Source organism: Listeria swaminathanii, from assembly GCF_014229645.1.
In the GTDB taxonomy this organism is placed as follows: Bacteria; Bacillota; Bacilli; order Lactobacillales; family Listeriaceae; genus Listeria; species Listeria swaminathanii.
This window is the reverse complement of record NZ_JAATOD010000002.1, coordinates 25037-47018: the sequence shown is the minus strand read 5'-3', so window position 1 is coordinate 47018 and position 21982 is coordinate 25037. Positions and strand designations below refer to the sequence as shown.

The following is a 21982-nucleotide window of genomic DNA, read 5'->3' as shown; positions in this document are numbered from 1 at the left end:
GAGTAAACCAATGACAAAAATTATTTTTATGGGAACACCAGCATTTTCCGTCCCGGTTTTAGAACAATTAGCCGACGCGTATGATGTTATTGCAGTTGTTACCCAACCAGACCGACCAGTTGGGCGCAAACGAGTTCTAACACCGCCGCCAGTGAAAAAAGCAGCTTTAGAATTAAATATTCCAGTTTATCAACCAGAAAAATTACGCACATCAAGTGAACTAGAGGAACTTATTGCGCTTGAAGCGGACTTGCTTGTAACAGCAGCATATGGCCAAATTTTGCCGAATAGTTTACTAGAATCGCCTAAACACGGCGCCATCAATGTCCACGCGTCACTTTTACCAGAATATCGTGGTGGTGCTCCGGTTCATTATGCCCTGCTTGACGGAAAAACGGAAACAGGCGTGACTATCATGTATATGGTAGAAAAATTGGATGCCGGCGATATGATTAGCCAGCGCAAAATTCCAATTACAGAGGAAGACAATACCGGCACGATGTTCGATAAATTGAGCGAACTAGGCGCGGAATTATTAATGGATACACTCCCTGACTTTTTAGCCGGGAAAATCACCGCTATCCCACAAGACCCAGAACAAGTAACGTTCGCGCGCAATATTTCCAGAGAGCAAGAAAAAATCGACTGGACAAAACCGGGACGTACTATTTTCAACCAAATTCGCGGACTATCTCCTTGGCCAGTTGCCTATACAACACTCGAAGAAAAACCGTTTAAAATTTGGGAAGCAACCTTTGAAGATACTAAAACTAGCGGCGAACCAGGTACGATTTTAACTGATAAAACAACGCTTAAAATCGTCGCGGGTGATGGCACACTTATCGTACCAACAGTAATCCAACCAGCAGGAAAACCGAAGATGGATATTCATTCATTCATGTCCGGCGCTGGCAGAAATCTAAGCAAGACGACAAGGTTTGGTGAATAAATGAAAAAACAAAAAACAGTTCGTGCAATTGCACTCGAACTCATCATTAAAATCGAAAACAATCAATCATACAGCCATTTATTAATTAATGATGCGCTCAAAAAACAGAAGTTAAACCCGCTTGATAAAGGTTTGCTGACTGAATTAGTATACGGAACAACACAGCGCAAAATCACGCTAGATTACTATTTAGCGCCGTTTCTAAATAAAGAACCAGATAACTGGGTGAAAAATTTACTAAGAATGTCCGTTTACCAATTAACTTTCTTAGATAAAGTTCCCGAACACGCGATTTTAAACGAAGCTGGCGATATTGCAAAAGACCTTGGGCATCAAGGCGTAACAAAATTCGTCAACGGAGTGCTGCGTAATGTTATCCGTAAAGGCGTGCCAAGTATTGATTTAATCAAAGACCCAATACAAAAAATCGCTGTCGAAACAAGTTTGCCAGAATGGTTAGCGAAAAGGTGGGCAGATCAATATGGTCTCGAAAAACTGCGCGAAATCGGCCTAGCGTTCCTAGTTGCGCCACACCAAAGCATTCGCGTCAACCAAACGGAAATTCCTACTGAACAGCTAATCAAAGAATTAAACGACCAAGGAATTACTGTGACACGCAATGAATTTATCGACGAAGCTTTACTTGTTGAAAAGGGTTCTGTAGCAGAAACAAAAGCATACAAAGACGGCAAATGTAGCATCCAAGACGAAAGCTCAATGCTCGCGGCTTATGCACTTCAACTGGAAGACAATTTAACCGTATTAGATGCTTGTGCTGCGCCGGGCGGGAAAACAACCCATATTGCAGAGAAAATGCACGGTACGGGAATGGTTCATGCGCTGGATATTCATGAAAAGAAAACAAAACTCATTGATCAAGCAGCGAAACGATTGCAATTACTTAATATTCGTACAGCCCATTTAGATGCAAGAACAGCAAGTACAATGTTTGAGCCAGAAACATTCGATCGGATCTTAGTCGATGCGCCGTGCTCTGGTTTCGGTGTTCTTCGCAGAAAACCAGATATTAAATACGCAAAAACAGAAAACGATATCCACAAATTAGCAGAAATCCAATTAGCAATTTTAGATGACGTTAGCCAATTAGTGAAAGAAAATGGTATATTAGTTTATAGTACATGTACCATTGATAAGGAAGAAAATGAAACGGTGCTTCGTGCTTTTCTTGAAAAGCATCCAGAGTTTAAACTGGAACCCGTAGTGCTTCCTGAAAAATTGGCGCAAATCAAGAAGGACGATTATATTCAACTTTTACCAACAGATATTGGAAGCGATGGTTTCTTCGTTTCTAGCCTTAGAAAAGTGAAGTCCTGAAAAATTAGTGAGGTGCTTTTAAATGCATGCAGAATTTAGAACAGATAGAGGCAGAATAAGACATCATAATGAAGACAATGGTGGCGTTTTTGAAAATAAAGACAACCAGCCAATTGTCATTGTTGCAGACGGCATGGGTGGTCACCGCGCAGGAGACGTGGCGAGCGAAATGGCTGTTCGTTTACTAAGCGACGCATGGAAAGAAACGACCGCACTTTTGACCGCAGAAGAAATTGAAACTTGGCTTCGAAAAACAATCCAAGAAGTCAATAAACAAATTGTTCTTTATGCGGAAAGTGAAATGGACCTAAATGGCATGGGGACGACACTTGTAGCAGCAATTATGGCGCAGTCGCAAGTCGTTATTGCTAACGTAGGAGATAGCCGTGGTTATTTACTTCAAAATGAAGTATTACGCCAACTTACGGAAGATCATTCGCTTGTACATGAACTGCTTAGAACCGGTGAAATCAGTAAAGAAGATGCCATGAATCATCCACGGAAAAATATTCTATTACGCGCACTTGGCGTGGAAGGAAAAGTAGAAGTCGATACGTTTGTTGTTCCTTTTCAAACAACAGATACGTTGTTACTTTGTTCTGACGGCTTAACCAATATGGTTCCTGAAGTGGAAATGGAAGAAATTTTAAAAAGTAAACGAACTCTTTCCGAAAAAGCAGATGTATTTATTACAAAAGCGAATTCTTATGGGGGAGAAGATAATATTACCGTGCTGTTAGTCGAACGAGATCTGACGCAGAAAGGGAGGGACGCTTCATGATGATTGGTAAGCGATTAAGTGATCGATATAAGATTTTACATGCAATAGGCGGCGGCGGAATGGCCAATGTGTATCTGGCGCATGATATTATTCTTGATAGAGACGTTGCAGTGAAAATTTTACGCATTGATTTAGCAGATGAGAGCAACCTTATTCGTCGATTCCAACGAGAAGCTCAATCGGCAACGAGTTTAGTTCACCCTAATATTGTTAGCGTGTACGACGTTGGTGAAGAAAATGATTTACATTATATTGTTATGGAGCATGTGGACGGAATGGACTTGAAACAGTACATTCACGAAAACCATCCAATCAGCTACGATAAAGCAGTAGATATTATGCTACAAATCGTTTCTGCAGTGGCAATTGCCCATCAACATCACATTATTCACCGCGACTTAAAACCGCAAAATATTTTAATTGACCATGACGGCGTTGTGAAAATTACCGATTTTGGGATTGCGATGGCGCTTTCTGAAACATCGATTACGCAAACCAATTCCTTGCTTGGCTCTGTTCATTACTTATCTCCAGAACAAGCACGCGGCGGGATGGCGACTCAAAAATCGGATATTTATTCGCTAGGGATCGTTTTATACGAATTATTAACTGGAAAAGTACCTTTTGACGGTGAATCAGCAGTTTCAATTGCGATTAAGCATTTGCAAGCAGACATCCCGTCCGCAAGAGCGCAAAATCCAGAAATTCCCCAAAGCCTAGAAAATATTATTATTAAAGCAACGGCAAAAGATCCATTTTTACGTTACCAAAACGCAGAAGAAATGGAAAAAGACTTGCAAACATGCCTAAATCCAGACAGACTAAACGAGCCTAAATACGTTTTCCCAACAGACGATGGTGATACGAAAGCTATTCCAATCATCGCGACGAAAGAAACGATGAAAAACCTCGACAAAACCATTGTCCCAGAAGGAAAAGTAGCAGCAGCTGAAACGACACCAGAGGAGAAAAAAGGCAAGAAAAAGAAAAAAATGAGCAAGAAAAAGAAAATTGCTTGGATTGTTTCTTCCGTTATCGCGATTTTCGCCATTGTCATTTTATTATTGTGGCTTCTAGGTAAAAGTCCTGACGAAGTGGCTGTGCCGGACGTTTCTGGTAAAACAGAAGACCAAGCAGTAGCGTTACTTCAAAAAGAAGGATTTGTCATCGGGAAAACCGCCGAGAAAAATAGTGATGAAGTTGCTGAAGGAAAAGTCATCAATACCGACCCAGCGGCAGGCGATATGAAAGAAAAAGGAACGAAAATCAATTTATTCGTAAGTAATGGTTCTAAAAAAATAACGATGGAAAACTACACTGGAAGAAATTACGCAGATACGAAAGCTTTACTCGAACAACAAGGCTTTAAAAATGTTTCTTCCGAAGAAGCTTATAGTTCCGAAGTTGGCAAAGGAATGATTATCAGCCAAACTCCAACACAAGGAACAGAAGTAGTAGCCAAATCGACTAATGTAAAATTCGTTGTAAGTAAAGGTGCAGAGCCAATCACACTGAAAGACTTACGCGGATATACGAAAACAGCAGTAGAAGATTATGCCTCATCAATTGGACTAAAAGTTTCCAGCAAAGAAGAAAATTCAGATTCTGTTGAAAAAGGACAAGTTATTTCGCAGTCCCCATCAGCTGGATCGACAGTGACTCCTGGCGATACCATTGAAATCGTCATCTCTGCTGGACCGAAAGAAAAACAAGTCAAAGAAGTAACAAAAACATTCAACATCGCCTATACACCAAGCGATGAAGAAAACCCGCAACCACAGAAAATACAAATTTACATTCAAGATAAAGACCATAGCATGACAAGTGCTTACCGAGAAATGACTATCTCACAAAACACCTCGGTAGAAATAACTTTCCAAATTGAAGAAGGTTCTAGCGCAGGCTATAAAATCATGAGTGATGGTAAAGTAATCGATGAAGGTACAGTCCCTTATCCAAAATAAAAATAGAACGGAGGAAATGTGCTGGAAGGACAAATTATCAAAGCGTTGAGTGGATTTTACTATGTATTTTCAGAAGGACAAGTATATCAATGTCGCGCACGGGGGAATTTTAGAAAACGAAATATCTCTCCGCTTGTTGGCGATGATGTAGAATTTCAAATAGAAAATAAAACGGATGGCTATATTTTAGATGTAATGTCCCGGGAAAACGCCCTTGTGCGACCTCCCGTGGCAAACATCGATATTGCGATTTTAGTATTTTCAGCAGTAGAACCCGATTTTTCCACGAATCTAGCAGACCGTTTTTTAGTTGCTATTGAAAAAGAAGACATCAAACCCGTTATTTGTATTAGCAAAATGGACTTAGCATCTGAAACGGAAAAAGAACAAATTGCGGTCTATAAAGAAATCTATGAAAATATCGGCTATGATGTGTTCGTTACAAATGATGAACCAGATAAAGAAGCGATTAAAGACTACATCAGCGGCAAAATCGCGGTTATCGCTGGGCAATCAGGCGTTGGGAAATCTACTTTGTTAAATAGTTTAAATAGCGATTTAACATTAAAAACAGCAGAAATTTCGAATTCACTTGGTCGTGGGAAACATACAACCAGACACGTTGAGCTGATGCCAATTGGCGATGGCTTTGTCGCTGATACGCCTGGTTTTAGCTCGATTGAATGGGATGACTTACAACCAGAAACATTACAATTTTGTTTTCCAGAAATAGAAGACCGTCGTAGTGGTTGTAAATTCCGCGGTTGTATGCACGAAAACGAACCTAATTGTGCCGTTAAAACAGCTGTTGAAGCTAATGAAATAGCAGAATTTCGTTATAAACACTATATCCAAATTTTACAAGAATTAAAAAACAGAAAGCCGAGGTATTAAGAATGGGAAAAATAGCTCCTTCGATTTTAAGTGCAGACTTTGCAAATCTTGCAAGAGATATTAAAGAAGTAGAAAATTGCGGCGCAGACTACATCCACATTGATGTTATGGACGGACATTTCGTTCCAAATATTACATTTGGTCCTGCTGTTGTTAAAGCAATTCGCCCGGAAACCAAACTACCACTTGATGTTCATTTAATGATTGAAAACCCGGATACGTATATTCCAGAATTTGCAAAAGCGGGCGCGGACTACATTACCGTACATGTTGAAGCTTGTACGCATCTTCACCGCACATTACAACTCATCCGTTCTTACGGCGTGAAAGCTGGAGCAGTACTTAATCCAGCAACACCAATTGACGTTTTACAACACGTTTTGAATGAACTAGATATGGTGTTATTTATGACTGTAAATCCCGGTTTTGGTGGACAAAAATTCATTCCTGAAGTACTAGAGAAAATTAGTGCTTTCAAAAAAATCGTGGACGAAAAAGGTTTAGATATTGAAATTGAAGTAGATGGTGGCGTAGATCATGAATCAGCAAAATTATGTCGTGACGCTGGTGCCAATGTATTTGTAGCCGGTAGTTATATCTATGGCAATAAAAACCGTCAAACACCAATTGATAAATTACGTGCCATTGTAGGCGAGTAAGTCGACTTAGGCTGGGACCATCAACCGTTCCAGCCTTATTTGTTAGGAAAGAAGGGGACGCAAAGATGAAGATAATTCATATTATGGTTGGTGGACCCGCGTCAGAAATTCCAGATTTAGCGCAATATACGAATGCAGATATTAGTTGGGTTGGCGTGGACCGCGGAGCCAAACGGTTATTAGATAGAGGAATTATCCCAACGATTGCGATGGGTGATTTTGATTCGCTGACAACGGAAGAATTGGCAGATTTAAAAACAAAAGTAGATGAAGTACTTGAATTTCCCGCTGAAAAAGATGAAACAGACACAGAAATCGGTCTAAGTTGGGCAATGGAGCAAGAACCAGATAAAATACGCATTTTTGGGGCTACAGGAGGACGCTTGGACCATTTACTCGCGAACCTAATGATGCTAACCAAGCCACGTTTTTTAGCCGCTGTGCCGGTCGTAGAATTGATTGATCGCTACAACTACATCAAAATGTACACACCCGGTAACTACAGGATTGAAAAATTAGCAGATAAAAAATACGTCGCGTTTACGACGATGAAAGATGTGACAGGCCTTACGTTAAAAGGGTTTGCCTATCCACTTGACAATGCTACATATCCTGTTGGTTCGGCGCTTTCTAGCAATGAATTTGTGGATCAAGTAGGGGAGTTTTCTTTTACAAGTGGGATGATTTTGTTAACGCAAAGTAATGATTAATAAAAAACACAGGCGCACGTGGCCTGTGTTTTTTGTTTTTAGACAAAGAAAAAATGCACCGACATAATTGTCGCTGCACTTGATTTCTCCTTCAATTAAACGCGTTCCACTTTACCAGATTTAAGCGCACGAGCAGATACCCAAACTTTTTTAGGTTTGCCGTTAACCAGAATCCGTACTTTTTGCAAGTTAGCTTTCCAAGTACGTTTGCTGGAGTTCATTGCGTGGGAACGTTTGTTACCGGAACGTGATTTGCGGCCTGTAATAACACATTCTTTAGCCATAGTTTACCCCTCCTTACAGAGCTCTTCGGATAACTTATTTAAAATAACCTATCCATTTGTTTTTCATACACTAGAATAATTTATCATAAACAAGTATACTTTGCAAGAGGATAAGCGAAAATAGTGCAAAGAATTTTTACTTGACAGCATAAATGTAGCTTTAATCAAGCAATTGGAGGATATGCTTTCCAAAGGGCCGTGATTATAGTAAAATAGGGAAGGACGACTTTATAATCAAATAAAATCAATAATAAAAAATAATCGAACGAGAATATAATCCACAAGGAGGAATATAGAATGGCAATTGAAATCGACACAAAGCTTGGCAAAATCGATATTACTAGTGATGTGATTGCAACAATCGCTGGCGGAGCTGCCGAAGAGAACTTTGGTATCGTTGGAATGGCAAGTAGACATCAAATTCGTGATGGTTTAACAGATATTCTTAGAAGAGAAAATTATACAAAAGGCGTTATCGTGAGACAAGAAGATGAAGGTATACATATCGATATGTATATCATTGTTAGCTTTGGAACAAAAATTTCCGAAGTAGCGCACAACGTACAAGAGCGCGTAAAATACACACTAGAAAAAACACTCGGTATTACAGTGGAATCAGTGAATATTTATGTTCAAGGTGTCCGAGTAATCAAGGAATCATAAGGAGGATTATGTAAGTGAGTATATATCAGTTAGACTCAGAGAAATTTGCAGCAATGATAGCACTTGGAGCAGAAAATTTAGCAAAAAATGCTGATTTTGTAGATTCATTGAATGTCTTCCCGGTTCCAGATGGTGACACGGGAACAAACATGAATCTATCAATGACAAGTGGAGCAGAAGAAGTTGCGAAAAATGATAAAGAAACAATTAGTGCCGTTGGAGCAAACTTAGCGAAAGGCCTGCTAATGGGTGCCCGCGGGAATTCCGGCGTTATTTTATCCCAACTTTTCCGAGGCTTTTCGAAATCCATTGAAAACAAAGAAACCTTAAATGCAGAAGAATTTGCCGCTGCTTTTGTAAAAGGCGTTGAAACGGCTTATAAAGCAGTTATGAAACCGGTAGAAGGAACAATCCTTACTGTTGCTCGTGAAGCTGCGAAAGCCGGCGTTGCAGCAGCAAATGAACATAAAGAAATCGAATTAGTTATGGAAGCCATTTTAAAACAAGGGAAAATAGCTTTAGAAAAAACACCTGATCTACTTCCAGTGTTAAAAGAAGTTGGCGTTGTTGATAGTGGTGGTCAAGGTCTTATCATTATTTATGAAGGATTTTATGGCGTACTAACTGGCAAAATGGCAGAAGCTCCTGACTATATGGCATCTATGGGTGAATTGATTAATGCTGAACATCATCGTCATGTGCAAGACTTTATGTCGACAGAAGATATTCATTTTGGCTACTGTACCGAAATTATCGTTAAAATCAACGAAAACAAACCAGGCTTAAAACCTTTTGACGAAGAACAGTTCCGTCAAGATTTAAGCAAACTGGGTGATTCTTTACTTGTAGCGGCTGATGATGAAGTAGTTAAAGTGCACGTTCACGTTGAGCATCCGGGCGAAGTACTAAATTACGGTCAACAATACGGTAGCCTCCTTAAAATGAAAGTGGAAAACATGCGTGAACAGCATAATGAAATTGTTGGTGATGACAAAGCACCGGCGAAAGAAAAAGCTCCATATGGTATCGTTACAGTGTCAGCTGGAGAAGGATTGAAGAAACTATTTGAAAGCATGGGCGTATCCGTAGTTCTTTCTGGTGGTCAAACAATGAATCCAAGCACGGAAGATATCGTAAAAGCAATTGAATCGGCAAACGCAGAACAAGTTTTTGTTCTTCCAAATAATAAAAATATCCAAATGGCAGCGGAACAAGCAGCGCAACTTTTAGGTGATGATAAAGTACAAATCATCCCTACAAAAACGATTCCACAAGGACTTACTGCTGTTCTTTCATTCCAAGCAGATCAAGACTTCTTGACGAATGCAGAAGCGATGAGAGCGGCCATTGAAGATGTGGCGAGTGGTCAAGTAACAACAGCCGTGCGTGATACAACAGTAGAAGGTGTCGAAATTAAAAAAGACAGCTTCATCGGTATGGTCGAAGGTAAAATCAAAGTCAGCTGTGCTACATTAGCAGAAGCAGCTTACGAAACGTTAGAAAAACTACTAGACGACGATAGCGAAATCGTTACAATCATTGTCGGCGAAGATTCGGATGTTGCAAAAGCAGAAGAACTAGCTGATAAAGTAACCGAAGCATTCCCAGAAATCGAAGTAGAAATTCATGAAGGTGACCAACCCGTTTATCCGTATATTTTTGCTGTAGAATAAGGGCTTGTTTTAAATGAATAGAAGAAAGGATGATTTTAGTGAAATTTAATAGCGTGTTTGATATTATTGGTCCCGTAATGATTGGTCCATCAAGTTCTCATACTGCCGGTGCTAGTCGAATTGGTGCCATCGCGCGAGCTGTTTTTAATGAACAACCATCCCAAGTAGATATTCATTTATATGGTTCTTTTGCAAAAACGTATAAAGGGCACGGAACAGATGTGGCGCTTATCGGTGGATTGCTTGGTTTTGAGCCAGATGATCCACGGATGAAAGAATCACCGCAACTGGCTGAAGAATGGGGCATGCGCATCCAGTTTATCGAAGAAGTGGAAGAGCCACCGCACCCAAACACAGTAAAATTAGTGCTCAAACATGGTATGCAACAAATGACTTTAATTGGTGCATCGATTGGCGGCGGGAAAGTTGAAATTATTCGCCTCAACGAATTTGAACTAGAATTCACTGGAACTGCTCCAGCTATCCTTATTTTACATCAAGACAAATTTGGCGCGATTGCTGCAGTGTCTTCCGTAATTGCTGACCATAAAATTAATATCGGTCAAATGAAAGTATCGCGTAAAGTAAAAGGCGACGAAGCGTTAATGGTCATTGAAGTGGACCAACAAGTTGAACAAGCTTTAATTAGCAAAATTGCTGAATTACCAGGGATTTATCAAGTAGCAAGTGTCATGATTTAATAGGTTTGGTACTTAATCGCTAGTAAATCGGTGGCTTTCGCTCGATTTGTGTAAAGCCAAATGTGCGTAAATAAAACGTGCATTTGGCTTTATTTTGAGTTGTAAATCAGGTATGTTTGTAAAGAGTATAGAAAGTGAGTGTGGAACAATGTTTAGAACTGTAGCAGAATTAGTAGATATCGCTGAACGCGACAACCTAACTATTGCTGAAATTATGATTAATCGTGAAATGAATATTTCTGGTTTACCGCGGGAGGAAATAACTGCCGCGATGGAACGGAATTTAGATATTATGGAAGAAGCCATTCGCGAGGGCGAGGCTGGCGTTACTTCTACAACCGGTTTAACAGGCGGAGATGCTGTCCTAATGCAAGACTATATCAAAAAAGGAAACTTCCTATCCGGTGAAGTTTTGCTCGATTCAGTAGCAAAAGCAATCGCGACAAATGAAGTCAATGCCTCGATGGGCGTGATTTGCGCAACACCTACTGCAGGAAGCGCAGGCGTTGTTCCTGGCGTACTTTTTTCTTTAAAAGATCGTCTTGAAATGACGCGTGAAGATATGGTTAACTTTTTATTCACAGCTGGTGCCTTTGGGTATGTTGTGGCGAATAATGCTTTTATAAGCGGGGCAGCGGGTGGTTGTCAGGCGGAAATCGGATCAGCAAGTGCGATGGCTTCAGCGGCGATTGTAGCAGCAGCCGGTGGAACGCCCGAACAATCCGCACATGCAATGGCAATGACGATGAAAAACATGCTTGGACTTGTGTGTGATCCTGTAGCGGGACTTGTAGAAGTACCATGCGTCAAACGTAATGCACTTGGTTCTTCGCAAGCAATTATTTCAGCTGATATGGCATTAGCGGGTATTAAGAGCCGCATCCCATGTGATGAAGTCATTGAAGCAATGCACCGCGTAGGCTTACAAATGCCAAGCTCATTAAGAGAAACGGCAGAAGGAGGATTGGCGGCTACACCGACTGGACGTGCAATTCAGCGGAAGATTTTTGGCCTGTCGCCAGAAGATAAGCGTGAGTGAACTTAAACGAATCCCGACAACCGAAATCAAAGGAATTGGTGAAGAAACAGCTAAAACGTTAAAAGAGCTGGGTTTATCGACCGTTCATGATTTACTTTGGAACTTTCCGTATCGTTATGAAGATTATCGATTGCGTGATTTATCCGAAGTAGCGCATGAGGAACGGATTACCATCCAAGGCGAAGTGCTGACAGAAGCAACCGTTGCCTTTTACGGCCGAAAAAAGTCCAAGCTTTCTTTCCGTGTGTCAACAGAAGGTCAAGTCATCAAAATCGATTTTTTCAACCAGCCTTATTTAAAAAGTAAAATTAGCGTTGGCGAAACCGTGACGATTTCAGGTAAATGGGATAAGAGTCGCGCTCAAGTTACAGCTAGTAAAATCAAAATCGGCGCTGTCGAAAATGAAGAAGAACTAGAAGGCGTTTACCGTCTAAAAGGAACGCTACGCAATAAAACGATGCAAAAATACACTCGGCTCGCTTTTGATGCCTATAGCAGTGACATAGAAGAAGTGATTCCAGCTAATTTACTCGAGAAATATCAATTAATGGACCGTCTGGAAGCAGTGCGCATTCTCCATTTTCCAAAAAATAATGAGGAATTAAAACAAGCTAGGCGCCGAATGGTCTACGAAGAATTCCTGCTGTTCCAATTGAAAATGCAGTTTTTCCGTAAAATTGAACGCGAAAAATCAGGCGGAATTTCGATTAACTATGATGTAGAAGATTTGCGTCATTATATCGAGTCGTTGCCGTTCCCGCTAACTAAAGCACAAAAGCGCGTGGTTAATGAGATCTGCGGGGATATGTTATCGCATTTCCATATGAACCGTTTGCTACAAGGTGATGTTGGTTCAGGGAAAACAGTCGTAGCCTCGATTGCAATGTATGCCGCCGCCAAAAGTGGCTTCCAAAGTGCCTTAATGGTACCGACCGAAATTTTAGCCGAACAACACGCTAATTCATTAGTAGAGCTATTGCAACCATTTGATATCACAGTTGGCTTACTTACTAGTAGCGTAAAAGGAAAGCAACGCAGAGAGCTACTCGCAATGCTTGAAAATGGCTCGATTGATGTTTTAATTGGAACACATGCATTAATTCAAGATGAAGTAATTTATCACCGTCTAGGTTTAGTTATTACTGATGAGCAGCACCGGTTTGGCGTAGCGCAGCGCCGGGTTCTTCGCGAAAAAGGTGAATATCCGGATGTGTTATTTATGACAGCTACTCCAATCCCTAGAACGCTTGCAATTACAGCATTTGGCGAAATGGATGTATCGATTATCGATGAACTTCCTGCTGGTCGAAAAGAAATTGAAACCTACTGGGTCAAACATCAAATGCTTGATCGCGTCATCGGCTTTATGGAAAAAGAAATCGAGAAAGGGCACCAAGTTTACATTATTTGCCCGCTGATTGAAGAATCCGAAAAACTCGATGTGCAAAATGCGATAGACGTTTTCAATATTTTACAAAACAAATGGGGTACTAAATATATCCCCGGACTGATGCATGGTAAGTTATTACCGGCCGACAAAGAACAAATCATGCGCGACTTTAATGATAAAAAAATTGATTGCCTTGTCTCAACAACGGTAGTCGAAGTTGGCGTAAACGTTCCAAATGCTACGATGATGGTCATTTACGATGCCGACCGTTTTGGTTTAGCGCAGTTGCATCAATTAAGAGGTCGGGTTGGACGTGGGGCCGATCAATCGTATTGTATTTTAATTGCGGATCCAAAAACCGAAGTTGGTAAAGAACGTATGATGATTATGTCGGAAACTAATGACGGCTTCGTTGTCAGCGAACGCGACCTAGAACTTCGCGGACCAGGGGATTTCTTCGGTCGAAAACAAAGTGGTGTTCCAGAATTCAAAGTAGCAGACATGGTTCATGATTACCGCGTACTAGAAATTGCGCGCCAAGATGCCGTTCATATGATCTTTGAAGAAAACATGCTAGAAAATAAACTCTATCAAAAATTAGTGACTCTTCTTGAGGAAGAGGGCGTCTTTACCGAACAAAAACTAGATTAAACCTATGTAACAATCTTTAAAAAAACTTGCAACTTTGCTCGATTTTTAATAACATATTAAAGTACCAATAAAATACAAGGAAGTGCTGAATGTTATCCTACGGAGGTAACTTCCTTTTTTTAACTACTGTTTAGTAGCTGGTATTAATACCTTTCACAAAAAAGAGATGAGGATACGTGCATGAAAAAATATTCTAAGAAGGATCGTCAAATGAAACTTCAAGTTGCTATTGAAGAAAATCCTTTTATAACAGATGAGCAACTTGCTGAGAAATTTGGGGTTAGTGTACAAACTATTCGTTTAGATAGAGTAGCACTTTCTATTCCAGAACTCAGAGAGCGAATCAAACATGTTGCGAGTGTCAATTATGCCGATGCAGTAAAAAGCCTTCCCATCGATGAAGTGATTGGTGAAATTATTGATATTCAACTTAGCAAGAGCGCCATTTCGATTTTTGATGTGCGAAGTGAGCATGTTTTTAAACGAAATAAAATCGCTCGTGGGCACCATTTGTTTGCCCAAGCTAATTCCTTAGCAACCGCAGTCATCCCAAATGAACTAGCTTTAACTACACAAGCAACTGTTCGCTTTGTACGTTCTGTAAATGAAGGAGAACGCATCATCGCAAAAGCAAAAGTACGTCCGGCAACAGACAACAGAGCTATTACGATAGTAGATGTTAAAAGCTATGTTGGAGATGAAATTGTACTTAAAGGCAAGTTTGAAATGTATCACGCAACGCAAAAATGAAAATAAAGGACTGACGTATAATGAAAATTGCTGTAGATGCGATGGGCGGAGATCACGCACCAAAAGAAATTGTTTTAGGTGTTATGCAAGCTGTGGCCCAATATAAAGATATCGAAATTCTTCTTTTTGGAGACGAAAACAAAATAAACGAATATTTAACAGATAAAACACGTGTGAAAATCATACATACCGATGAAAAAATTGAAAGCGACGATGAACCAGTACGCGCTGTAAAACGGAAGAAAAAAGCATCCATGGTTCTTGCTGCCCAAGCAGTAAAAGACGGGGAAGCTGACGCATGTATCTCCGCTGGGAACACAGGCGCATTAATGTCGACTGGACTCTTCGTTATTGGACGCATTAAAGGTATTGACCGTCCAGCACTTGCTCCAACACTGCCAACTGTTACTGGAAAAGGCTTCGTGATGCTTGATTTAGGTGCAAACGCAGAAGCAAAACCAGAACATTTACTACAATTTGGCTTAATGGGCTCGGTTTACGCAGAAAAAGTACGTAAAATCGAACGTCCACGCGTAGCACTTTTAAATATCGGAACAGAAGAAACAAAAGGAAACGACTTAACGAAAAAATCATTTGAGTTAATGAAAAATCAAGATGCTTATGAATTTATCGGCAACATCGAAGCGCGCGACTTATTAATGGACGTAGCCGATGTCGTTGTGACAGATGGCTTTACTGGAAACATGGTACTAAAATCCATCGAAGGAACAGGTGCTGCTTTCCTAAGTATGCTCAAAATGAGTTTACTAAATGGCTTTAAAAATAAAGTCGCAGCAAGCTTCCTGAAAAAAGATTTAATGGAACTTAAAGCAAAAATGGATTATAGCGAATACGGTGGTGCTTGTTTATTTGGTGTTCAAGCTCCAGTTGTAAAAGCACACGGTTCATCTAATGCAAATGGTATTTTCACCACTATCCGCCAAGTACGTGAAATGGTTGAAAAACAAGTAGTAGAAACAATTAAAGCAGAAGTAGATAAAGTAAAAGTAGGAGGAACAGAAGCAAATGACTAAAATCGCATTCGTATTTCCCGGTCAAGGAGCACAAAAAATTGGCATGGGGCAAGATGTAGCAGCAGAATATCCTGCAGCAAAAAAAATCTATGATGATGCTGACGAAAGATTAGGTTTTTCAATCACAGATCTAATTACAGAAGGACCAATCGAACTATTAACAAAATCTGAAAATGCGCAACCAGCACTAGTTTCCACAAGTGTAGCGATTTTACGCGCATTAGAAACATACGACGTCAAAGCGGATTACGTGGCAGGCCATAGCCTCGGTGAATATAGCGCTCTTGTAGCAGGTGGATTTTTAGAAGCAAGTGATGCGATTTATCTTGTACGTAAACGCGGTGAATTAATGGAAGCTGCTGTACCAAATGGTGCCGGCGCAATGGCTGCCGTTCTTGGTTTAGACCGTGCGACATTAAAAACAATCACTGAAGAAGTAACTAGAGAAGGCGATGCAGTGCAATTAGCAAACCTTAACTGCCCAGGCCAAATCGTTATCTCAGGAACAACTGCTGGCGTTGAAAAAGCTGGTGAAAAAGCCAAAGCAAGCGGCGCAAAACGCGTATTACCACTTGCAGTTAGCGGACCTTTCCACTCTAGCTTAATGGAACCAGCCGCACTTGCTTTCCGTGATATTTTAGCAGAAGTAACGATTTCTGATGGTAACATTCCGGTTGTTAACAATGTTGATGCTAAACAAACAACAGACAAAGCTGAAATTAGCGATAAACTAATCAAACAAATCTATTCCCCAGTATTATGGGAAGATATCGTCGAAGAACTAATTAAAAACGGCGTAGATACATTTGTTGAAATTGGTTCTGGAAAAGTTTTAGCTGGTTTAATTAAAAAAATCAATCGTGATGTGACTGTACTGTCCGCAGGTGATGTGGAATCAGTGAAAAGCGTTGCGGCGACTTTGAAAGGAGAATAATCAATGACTTTACAAGGCAAAGTAGCAGTAGTAACAGGTGGCTCGCGCGGAATCGGTCGTGACATCGCCATCCATTTAGCCAAAGAAGGCGCGAATATTTTCTTCAATTACAATGGTAGCCCAGAAGCTGCAGAAGAAACAGCGAAACTGGTTGCCGAACATGGCGTGGAAGTAGAAGCGATGAAAGCAAACGTAGCCATTGCGGAAGACGTGGATGCGTTTTTCAAACAAGCAATTGAGCGCTTTGGTCGTGTCGACATTTTAGTAAATAATGCGGGAGTTACTCGTGATAATCTGTTAATGCGCATGAAAGAAGAAGAGTGGGACGATGTGATTAATATCAACCTAAAAGGAACCTTCCTTTGCACTAAAGCAGTGACACGTACTATGATGAAACAACGCGCTGGTAAAATTATTAATATGGCATCTGTTGTTGGTTTAATTGGTAACGCTGGACAAGCGAACTATGTAGCAAGTAAAGCTGGTGTTATCGGCCTTACAAAAACAACTGCTCGTGAATTAGCTCCACGTGGAATTAACGTGAATGCTGTCGCTCCAGGTTTTATTACAACGGAAATGACCGACAAATTAGACGAGAAAACAAAAGAAGCTATGTTAGCACAAATTCCGCTTGGTGCATACGGAACGACAGAAGATATTGCGAATGCGGTTCTTTTCTTAGCAAGCGATGCATCGAAGTATATTACTGGTCAAACACTATCCGTTGATGGCGGCATGGTGATGTAAAATGGGTTAATGAATGCGAATTAACTTGGCTCGCATTACTTTAAATATTTTTGTTTACGTAGGAGAAATAATCCTATATAATACTTGGAGGGAGGTGAAGTGAAAAATGGCAGAAGTATTAGAAAAAGTTACAAAAATCATCGTAGACCGTTTAGGTGTCGAGGAATCCAAAGTAACTTTAGAAGCTTCCTTCAAAGAAGATCTAGGTGCTGATTCCCTAGATGTTGTTGAATTAGTAATGGAACTTGAAGACGAGTTCGGAGTTGAAATCTCTGATGGCGACGCTGAAAACATTAACACAGTTGGTGATGCAGTGAAGTACATAGAGGCAAACGCATAAAACTTTATGTGACCGGATAAATGAGGGTGCCCGTGTTACTTATCTTTGCTGTGGTAACTTCCGCACGCGAGATAGGTAGTACAGGTAGCCTCTTTTTCAAGGTTAAGAAGATTTGTTGGTTCATTTTCTAAGCAGCTTTTTGCTCGTAGCTGTTTAGAAAATGAACTTGCTTATTAGTAATGAGAGGGGCAAGTGAAATGAATCAATGGGAAGAATTACAAGAAAGTGTTGGCTTTGATTTTAAAGATGTAGAATTATTAAAACAAGCATTTACACATTCCTCGTACGTCAATGAACACCGCCGGGAAAATGTGAAAGATAATGAACGCCTAGAGTTTCTTGGTGATGCAGTACTTGAACTGACTGTATCGGATTATCTTTTTAATAAATACCCAGAAATGGCAGAAGGACACATGACAAAAATGCGCGCAGCAATTGTTTGTGAGCCTTCTTTAGTTGAGTTTGCCGAAGCAGTCCACTTTTCCAAATATGTTCGACTTGGTAAAGGGGAAGAAAAAGCAGGCGGGAGAACTCGTCCAGCGCTTCTTGCAGATGTATTCGAATCGTTCATCGGTGCGCTTTATTTAGATAATGGCATCGATAAAGTCGTTACATTTTTAGAACGCGTGATTTTTCCGAAGATTGATGCAGGGGCATATCTACAAACAGTTGATTATAAAACGCAACTGCAAGAAATTGTTCAACGGGACCGCGACGTCTTGATCGAATATGATATCCTTGGTGAAACAGGACCAGCGCACAATAAAGCATTCGATGCGCAAGTAATTGTTAATGGACAAGTACTTGGAAAAGGCAGCGGCAGAACAAAAAAACAAGCGGAACAAAGTGCGGCACAATTCGCTATAAACCAACTAACACACAGATAAACAAAAATGGAGGTGTCCGGACATGTTATTAAAACGATTAGAAATGAATGGCTTTAAATCCTTTGCTGACAAAGTTGCGATAGATTTCGTGCCCGGCATGACTGCAGTTGTAGGACCAAATGGCAGCGGGAAAAGTAATATTACAGAAGCAATCCGCTGGGTACTTGGTGAGCAGTCCGCTAAATCGCTCCGTGGTGGCCGAATGGGTGACGTTATTTTTGCTGGAAGTGATACGCGTAAGCCAATTAATTTTGCGGAAGTATCGCTTATTCTCGAAAATGAAGACCATTTTTTACCACTTGATTATAGCGAAGTAGCTGTTACAAGACGGATTTACCGTAATGGTGATAGTGAATTTTTAATTAATAAAGAGAATTGTCGACTGAAAGATATTGTTGATTTATTTATGGATTCTGGACTTGGACGGGAATCTTTTTCGATTATTTCGCAAGGGAAAATTGATGAAATCCTGAATAGTAAACCAGAAGAACGTCGCTCGATTTTTGAAGAAGCAGCCGGCGTATTAAAATATAAGCATCGTAAAAAACAAGCAGAAAATAAATTATTTGAAACGGAAGAAAATTTAAACCGCGTTCAAGATATTTTGTATGAGTTAGAAGGGCAACTAGAGCCACTGGAAATGCAAGCTTCCATTGCCAAAGATTACTTATTCCAACAAGAAGAACTGGAAAAATACGAAGTGACCTTACTAGCGAGCGAAATCAGCTCTCTAACAACCAAACTAGCCGAAGTACGCAAAGAATTTGGCGAAAACCAAACTGTTTTAATTAAGTTGCGCGAAGAATTACATGCCGAAGAAGCGGTTATTTCACGTGAAAAACAAGCGCTGAATGAAACCGATATTGCGCTAGATACTTTACAAGAACGCCTTTTGGTGGAAACAGAAAAACTCGAACAACTAGAAGGGGAACGCAATCTTCAATTAGAACGTAAAAAACATAGTAGCGAAAATGAACAAGTATACGCGGAAACTTTAGCAGCAATCACCGAAAAAATTACTGCTTTAGAAGAGCAAAAAGAAGTCCTAAGTAGTTCGAAACTCGAAAAAGAAACAGCACTAGAAATTGCCGTGAGAGCGAAAAAAGAGCTAGAAGCGACACTTGCCAAATATGATGATTTGTCCGAAGAAGCAATTGAAAACCGGAAAAGTGATTATATTGATCTGCGCCACACGCAAACGACAATCAATAATGACTTAGGTTATATCGAACGCCAAATTGGCCAAATTACTAGCCGAATTGACAAATTAGATTTAGAAAATAGTCACCATGTCGATGATAGAAAAGATATGCTATCGCAAATCGAAACAACGAAAACCCATTTAACGAAAATCCAGAGCGAGCTCACGGAACAAATGGAAATTTACCGTGAAGTGCAGCAAACATTGGCCAAACAAGAAGGCGTTTTTGGAACACAGGAACGCGCACTTTATAAACATTATGAAACAGTGCAGCAAATGAAATCGCGAAAAGAAACCCTAGAAGAATTGGCGGATGATTATGCCGGATTTTTCCAAGGTGTTCGCGAAGTCTTAAAAGCGAAAAAAGAAATTCCAGGCATTCTCGGTGCGCTAGTTGAACTCGTTGAAATTCCAGCGAAATACCAACAAGCAATGGAAACAGCGCTTGGAGCCAGTGCGCAGAATGTTGTTGTAGAAGATGACCGTGTTGCTCGTGAAGCTATCAGTTTCTTGAAGAAAACGAAAAGCGGCCGCGCAACTTTCTTGCCACTTTCAACCATTCAACCACGAGAACTACCAGCTGCAACGAAAAACGCTTTAAGCAATCAACCTGCTTTTATCGCACTTGCCAGCGAAGTTATTTCTTTTGACCAAAAAGTTTCGCCAGTCATTTTAAATGCATTAGGTACAACGATTTTAGCGAAGGATTTAAAAGGGGCAAATACACTTGCTCGGTTAGTTAATTTCAGGTATCGCATTGTGACACTGGAAGGGGACGTGGTTAATGCCGGCGGTTCCATGACCGGTGGAGCTACAAAAGGTGGCAAATCATCCATCCTAACAAGAAAACACGAACTAGGGCAATTAGCGGAGAAAATCGCTGAACTAAACGAATCCACGCGTGAAATGGAATCCGCGGTTCAACTTGCTAAAGATAGCATGGCGAAAAAACGCGAAGAACTCGAAGAAACACGTGGCATCGGTGAAAATTTACGTTTACAAGAAAAAGAATTACTTGGAAAATTAGACCGCGAAACCGAGAACTTAGAGCGCTTTAATAAGCAATTGCAACTATACGATATTGAAAAAGCAGACGGTAGCGAAGAATTAAATAAACTACTGGAGCGAAAAGAAACATTGCTACAAGAGCAAATCGAAATCGCGAAACAAATCGAAGCAACCGATGAAGAAATCAAAGCGATGACAAGCTCAAGTAAAGCATTAGAAAGTAAACGCGCGGCTGATTTAGAAAGCCTGTCTTCCTTAAAAGCGCAAATCGCGGCCAAACGGGAGCAATTACAATCGGCCACAGAAGCAGTCGAACGTGTAACAACGACACTGCATGAAAACTACGAACAAAAAGAAGCGGCCGAACAAAAGCTTGTTTCCTTAAAAACAAACTTAACAACTGTTCATACAAGCGAAGAATCAGCTAGAAAATCTATCGAAGAACTACGTAAAGATAAGGCTGAAACAAGCGAAAAACTAACACAAACAAGACAAACTCGCGCAGAACTACAAGAAAAACTAGAACTATTAGAAGCTGAATTAACGCAAAAAAACAACCAAATCAGTTTCTACATGGAACAAAAAAATAATGCGGAAATCAGCATCGGCCGTTTAGAAGTAGATATTACGAACCGAATCGACCGCCTGCAAGAAGCTTATTTACTAACTCCAGAGCAAGCCGAAGAAAAAATCTTGCCAGAAGTAGATACCGAGCAAGCGCGTTCCAAAGTTCGCTTATTAAAACGTTCTATCGACGAACTAGGCATTGTTAATATTGGCGCTATCGAAGAATTTGAGCGAATCCAAGAACGTTTTGACTTCCTAACAGGGCAACAAGCAGATTTACTTGCCGCAAAAGAAACCCTCTTTAAAGTCATGGACGAAATGGACGAAGAAATGAAAATCCGTTTCAGCGAAAGTTTTGAAGCCATTAAAACTCAATTTGCGATCGTTTTCCCAGAATTATTTGGTGGCGGAAGTGCGGAACTTGTTTTAATCGATCCGGAAAATCTATTGACTACCGGGATTGATATCGTCGTTCAACCTCCAGGCAAAAAACTGCAAAACTTATCGCTTCGTTCCGGCGGGGAGCGCGCATTAACTGCGATTGCTTTACTATTTGCTATCATTCGAGTTCGTCCAGTACCGTTCTGTATTTTGGATGAGGTAGAAGCAGCACTAGATGAAGCCAACGTTACGCGCTTTAGCCGTTACTTGAAACAATTCGAGTCTGGCACCCAGTTTATCGTTATTACGCACCGTAAAGGAACAATGGAAGAAGCCGACGTGCTATACGGTGTCACCATGCAAGAGTCCGGCGTCTCCAAACTAGTATCGGTTCGCTTAGAAGAAACAGCCGAACTCATTAAATAAAAGGAGTAGACAAA

Annotated in this window: 20 protein-coding genes; 19 read left to right on the top strand and 1 reads right to left on the bottom strand. The window is 40.5% G+C overall.

All coding sequences use genetic code 11. The features are described 5' to 3' along the window. Positions 1-10: 10 nt before the first annotated feature. The 7 genes from fmt to HCX62_RS07360 all read left to right on the top strand — a co-directional run bounded on the left by fmt (position 11) and on the right by HCX62_RS07360 (position 7292). Positions 11-949, top strand: a complete 939-nt coding sequence (gene fmt / locus HCX62_RS07390; protein WP_185638122.1) for a methionyl-tRNA formyltransferase — start codon at positions 11-13, stop codon at positions 947-949. Continuing rightward, positions 950-2284 carry a 16S rRNA (cytosine(967)-C(5))-methyltransferase RsmB gene (gene rsmB / locus HCX62_RS07385; RefSeq protein ID WP_185638120.1) on the top strand — a complete coding sequence of 445 codons (1335 nt, stop codon included), beginning with the start codon at positions 950-952 and terminating at the stop codon, positions 2282-2284. A 22-nt stretch (positions 2285-2306) separates the two neighbouring features. After that, positions 2307-3065: a Stp1/IreP family PP2C-type Ser/Thr phosphatase gene (locus HCX62_RS07380; RefSeq protein ID WP_185638118.1), complete on the top strand. Its 759-nt coding sequence runs from the start codon at positions 2307-2309 to the stop codon at positions 3063-3065. Further along, a complete protein-coding gene (gene pknB / locus HCX62_RS07375) occupies positions 3062-5029 on the top strand; it encodes a Stk1 family PASTA domain-containing Ser/Thr kinase (RefSeq protein WP_185638117.1) in 1968 nt (655 codons plus the stop codon). Before HCX62_RS07380 ends, pknB begins: the two co-directional genes overlap by 4 nt. An 18-nt stretch (positions 5030-5047) precedes the next feature. Beyond that, positions 5048-5923 (top strand): ribosome small subunit-dependent GTPase A, encoded by an 876-nt coding sequence (gene rsgA / locus HCX62_RS07370; protein WP_185638116.1) that lies wholly within the window; start codon positions 5048-5050, stop codon positions 5921-5923. A gap of 2 nt (positions 5924-5925) precedes the next feature. Next, the gene (rpe, locus tag HCX62_RS07365; protein WP_185638114.1) at positions 5926-6582 is read left to right on the top strand and encodes a ribulose-phosphate 3-epimerase; all 657 of its coding nucleotides are present in this window, start codon (positions 5926-5928) and stop codon (positions 6580-6582) included. Between the two features lie 65 nt (positions 6583-6647). Next, positions 6648-7292, top strand: coding sequence for a thiamine diphosphokinase (locus HCX62_RS07360; RefSeq protein ID WP_185638112.1), 645 nt, complete (start codon positions 6648-6650; stop codon positions 7290-7292). A gap of 95 nt (positions 7293-7387) precedes the next feature. Here HCX62_RS07360 and rpmB read toward each other — a convergent pair whose 3' ends face one another. Next, positions 7388-7576, bottom strand: coding sequence for a 50S ribosomal protein L28 (gene rpmB, locus HCX62_RS07355; protein WP_003720131.1), 189 nt, complete (start codon positions 7574-7576; stop codon positions 7388-7390). Positions 7577-7873: 297 nt separating this feature from the next. On the opposite strand from rpmB, the gene HCX62_RS07350 reads away from it, so the two are divergent. The 12 genes from HCX62_RS07350 to smc all read left to right on the top strand — a co-directional run bounded on the left by HCX62_RS07350 (position 7874) and on the right by smc (position 21968). Further along, positions 7874-8239: an Asp23/Gls24 family envelope stress response protein gene (locus tag HCX62_RS07350; RefSeq protein ID WP_008948158.1), complete on the top strand. Its 366-nt coding sequence runs from the start codon at positions 7874-7876 to the stop codon at positions 8237-8239. Positions 8240-8253: 14 nt separating this feature from the next. Continuing rightward, entirely contained in the window at positions 8254-9912 is a 1659-nt protein-coding gene (locus HCX62_RS07345) for a DAK2 domain-containing protein (RefSeq protein WP_185638110.1), read from the top strand. Positions 9913-9950: 38 nt separating this feature from the next. Continuing rightward, positions 9951-10613, top strand: a complete 663-nt coding sequence (sdaAB, locus tag HCX62_RS07340) for an L-serine ammonia-lyase, iron-sulfur-dependent subunit beta (RefSeq protein WP_008948156.1) — start codon at positions 9951-9953, stop codon at positions 10611-10613. 148 nt (positions 10614-10761) lie between these two features. After that, entirely contained in the window at positions 10762-11652 is an 891-nt protein-coding gene (gene sdaAA, locus HCX62_RS07335) for an L-serine ammonia-lyase, iron-sulfur-dependent, subunit alpha (protein WP_185420918.1), read from the top strand. Continuing rightward, entirely contained in the window at positions 11645-13693 is a 2049-nt protein-coding gene (gene recG, locus HCX62_RS07330) for an ATP-dependent DNA helicase RecG (RefSeq protein ID WP_185638107.1), read from the top strand. The genes sdaAA and recG overlap by 8 nt, the downstream gene beginning before the upstream one ends. A 180-nt stretch (positions 13694-13873) precedes the next feature. Beyond that, positions 13874-14443 (top strand): transcription factor FapR, encoded by a 570-nt coding sequence (gene fapR / locus HCX62_RS07325; protein ID WP_003736917.1) that lies wholly within the window; start codon positions 13874-13876, stop codon positions 14441-14443. Between the two features lie 20 nt (positions 14444-14463). After that, positions 14464-15477, top strand: coding sequence for a phosphate acyltransferase PlsX (gene plsX / locus HCX62_RS07320; RefSeq protein ID WP_185638105.1), 1014 nt, complete (start codon positions 14464-14466; stop codon positions 15475-15477). Beyond that, complete coding sequence (gene fabD / locus HCX62_RS07315; protein WP_185638103.1) at positions 15470-16411, top strand: ACP S-malonyltransferase; 942 nt, start codon at positions 15470-15472, stop codon at positions 16409-16411. Before plsX ends, fabD begins: the two co-directional genes overlap by 8 nt. A 3-nt stretch (positions 16412-16414) precedes the next feature. Then, positions 16415-17158 (top strand): 3-oxoacyl-[acyl-carrier-protein] reductase, encoded by a 744-nt coding sequence (gene fabG, locus HCX62_RS07310; RefSeq protein WP_008948151.1) that lies wholly within the window; start codon positions 16415-16417, stop codon positions 17156-17158. Between the two features lie 106 nt (positions 17159-17264). Further along, a complete protein-coding gene (locus HCX62_RS07305) occupies positions 17265-17498 on the top strand; it encodes an acyl carrier protein (protein ID WP_003723866.1) in 234 nt (77 codons plus the stop codon). A gap of 197 nt (positions 17499-17695) precedes the next feature. After that, positions 17696-18385, top strand: a complete 690-nt coding sequence (gene rnc, locus HCX62_RS07300; RefSeq protein WP_008948149.1) for a ribonuclease III — start codon at positions 17696-17698, stop codon at positions 18383-18385. A 22-nt stretch (positions 18386-18407) separates the two neighbouring features. Beyond that, positions 18408-21968 (top strand): chromosome segregation protein SMC, encoded by a 3561-nt coding sequence (gene smc, locus HCX62_RS07295; protein ID WP_185638100.1) that lies wholly within the window; start codon positions 18408-18410, stop codon positions 21966-21968. The last annotated feature ends 14 nt before the right edge of the window (positions 21969-21982 follow it).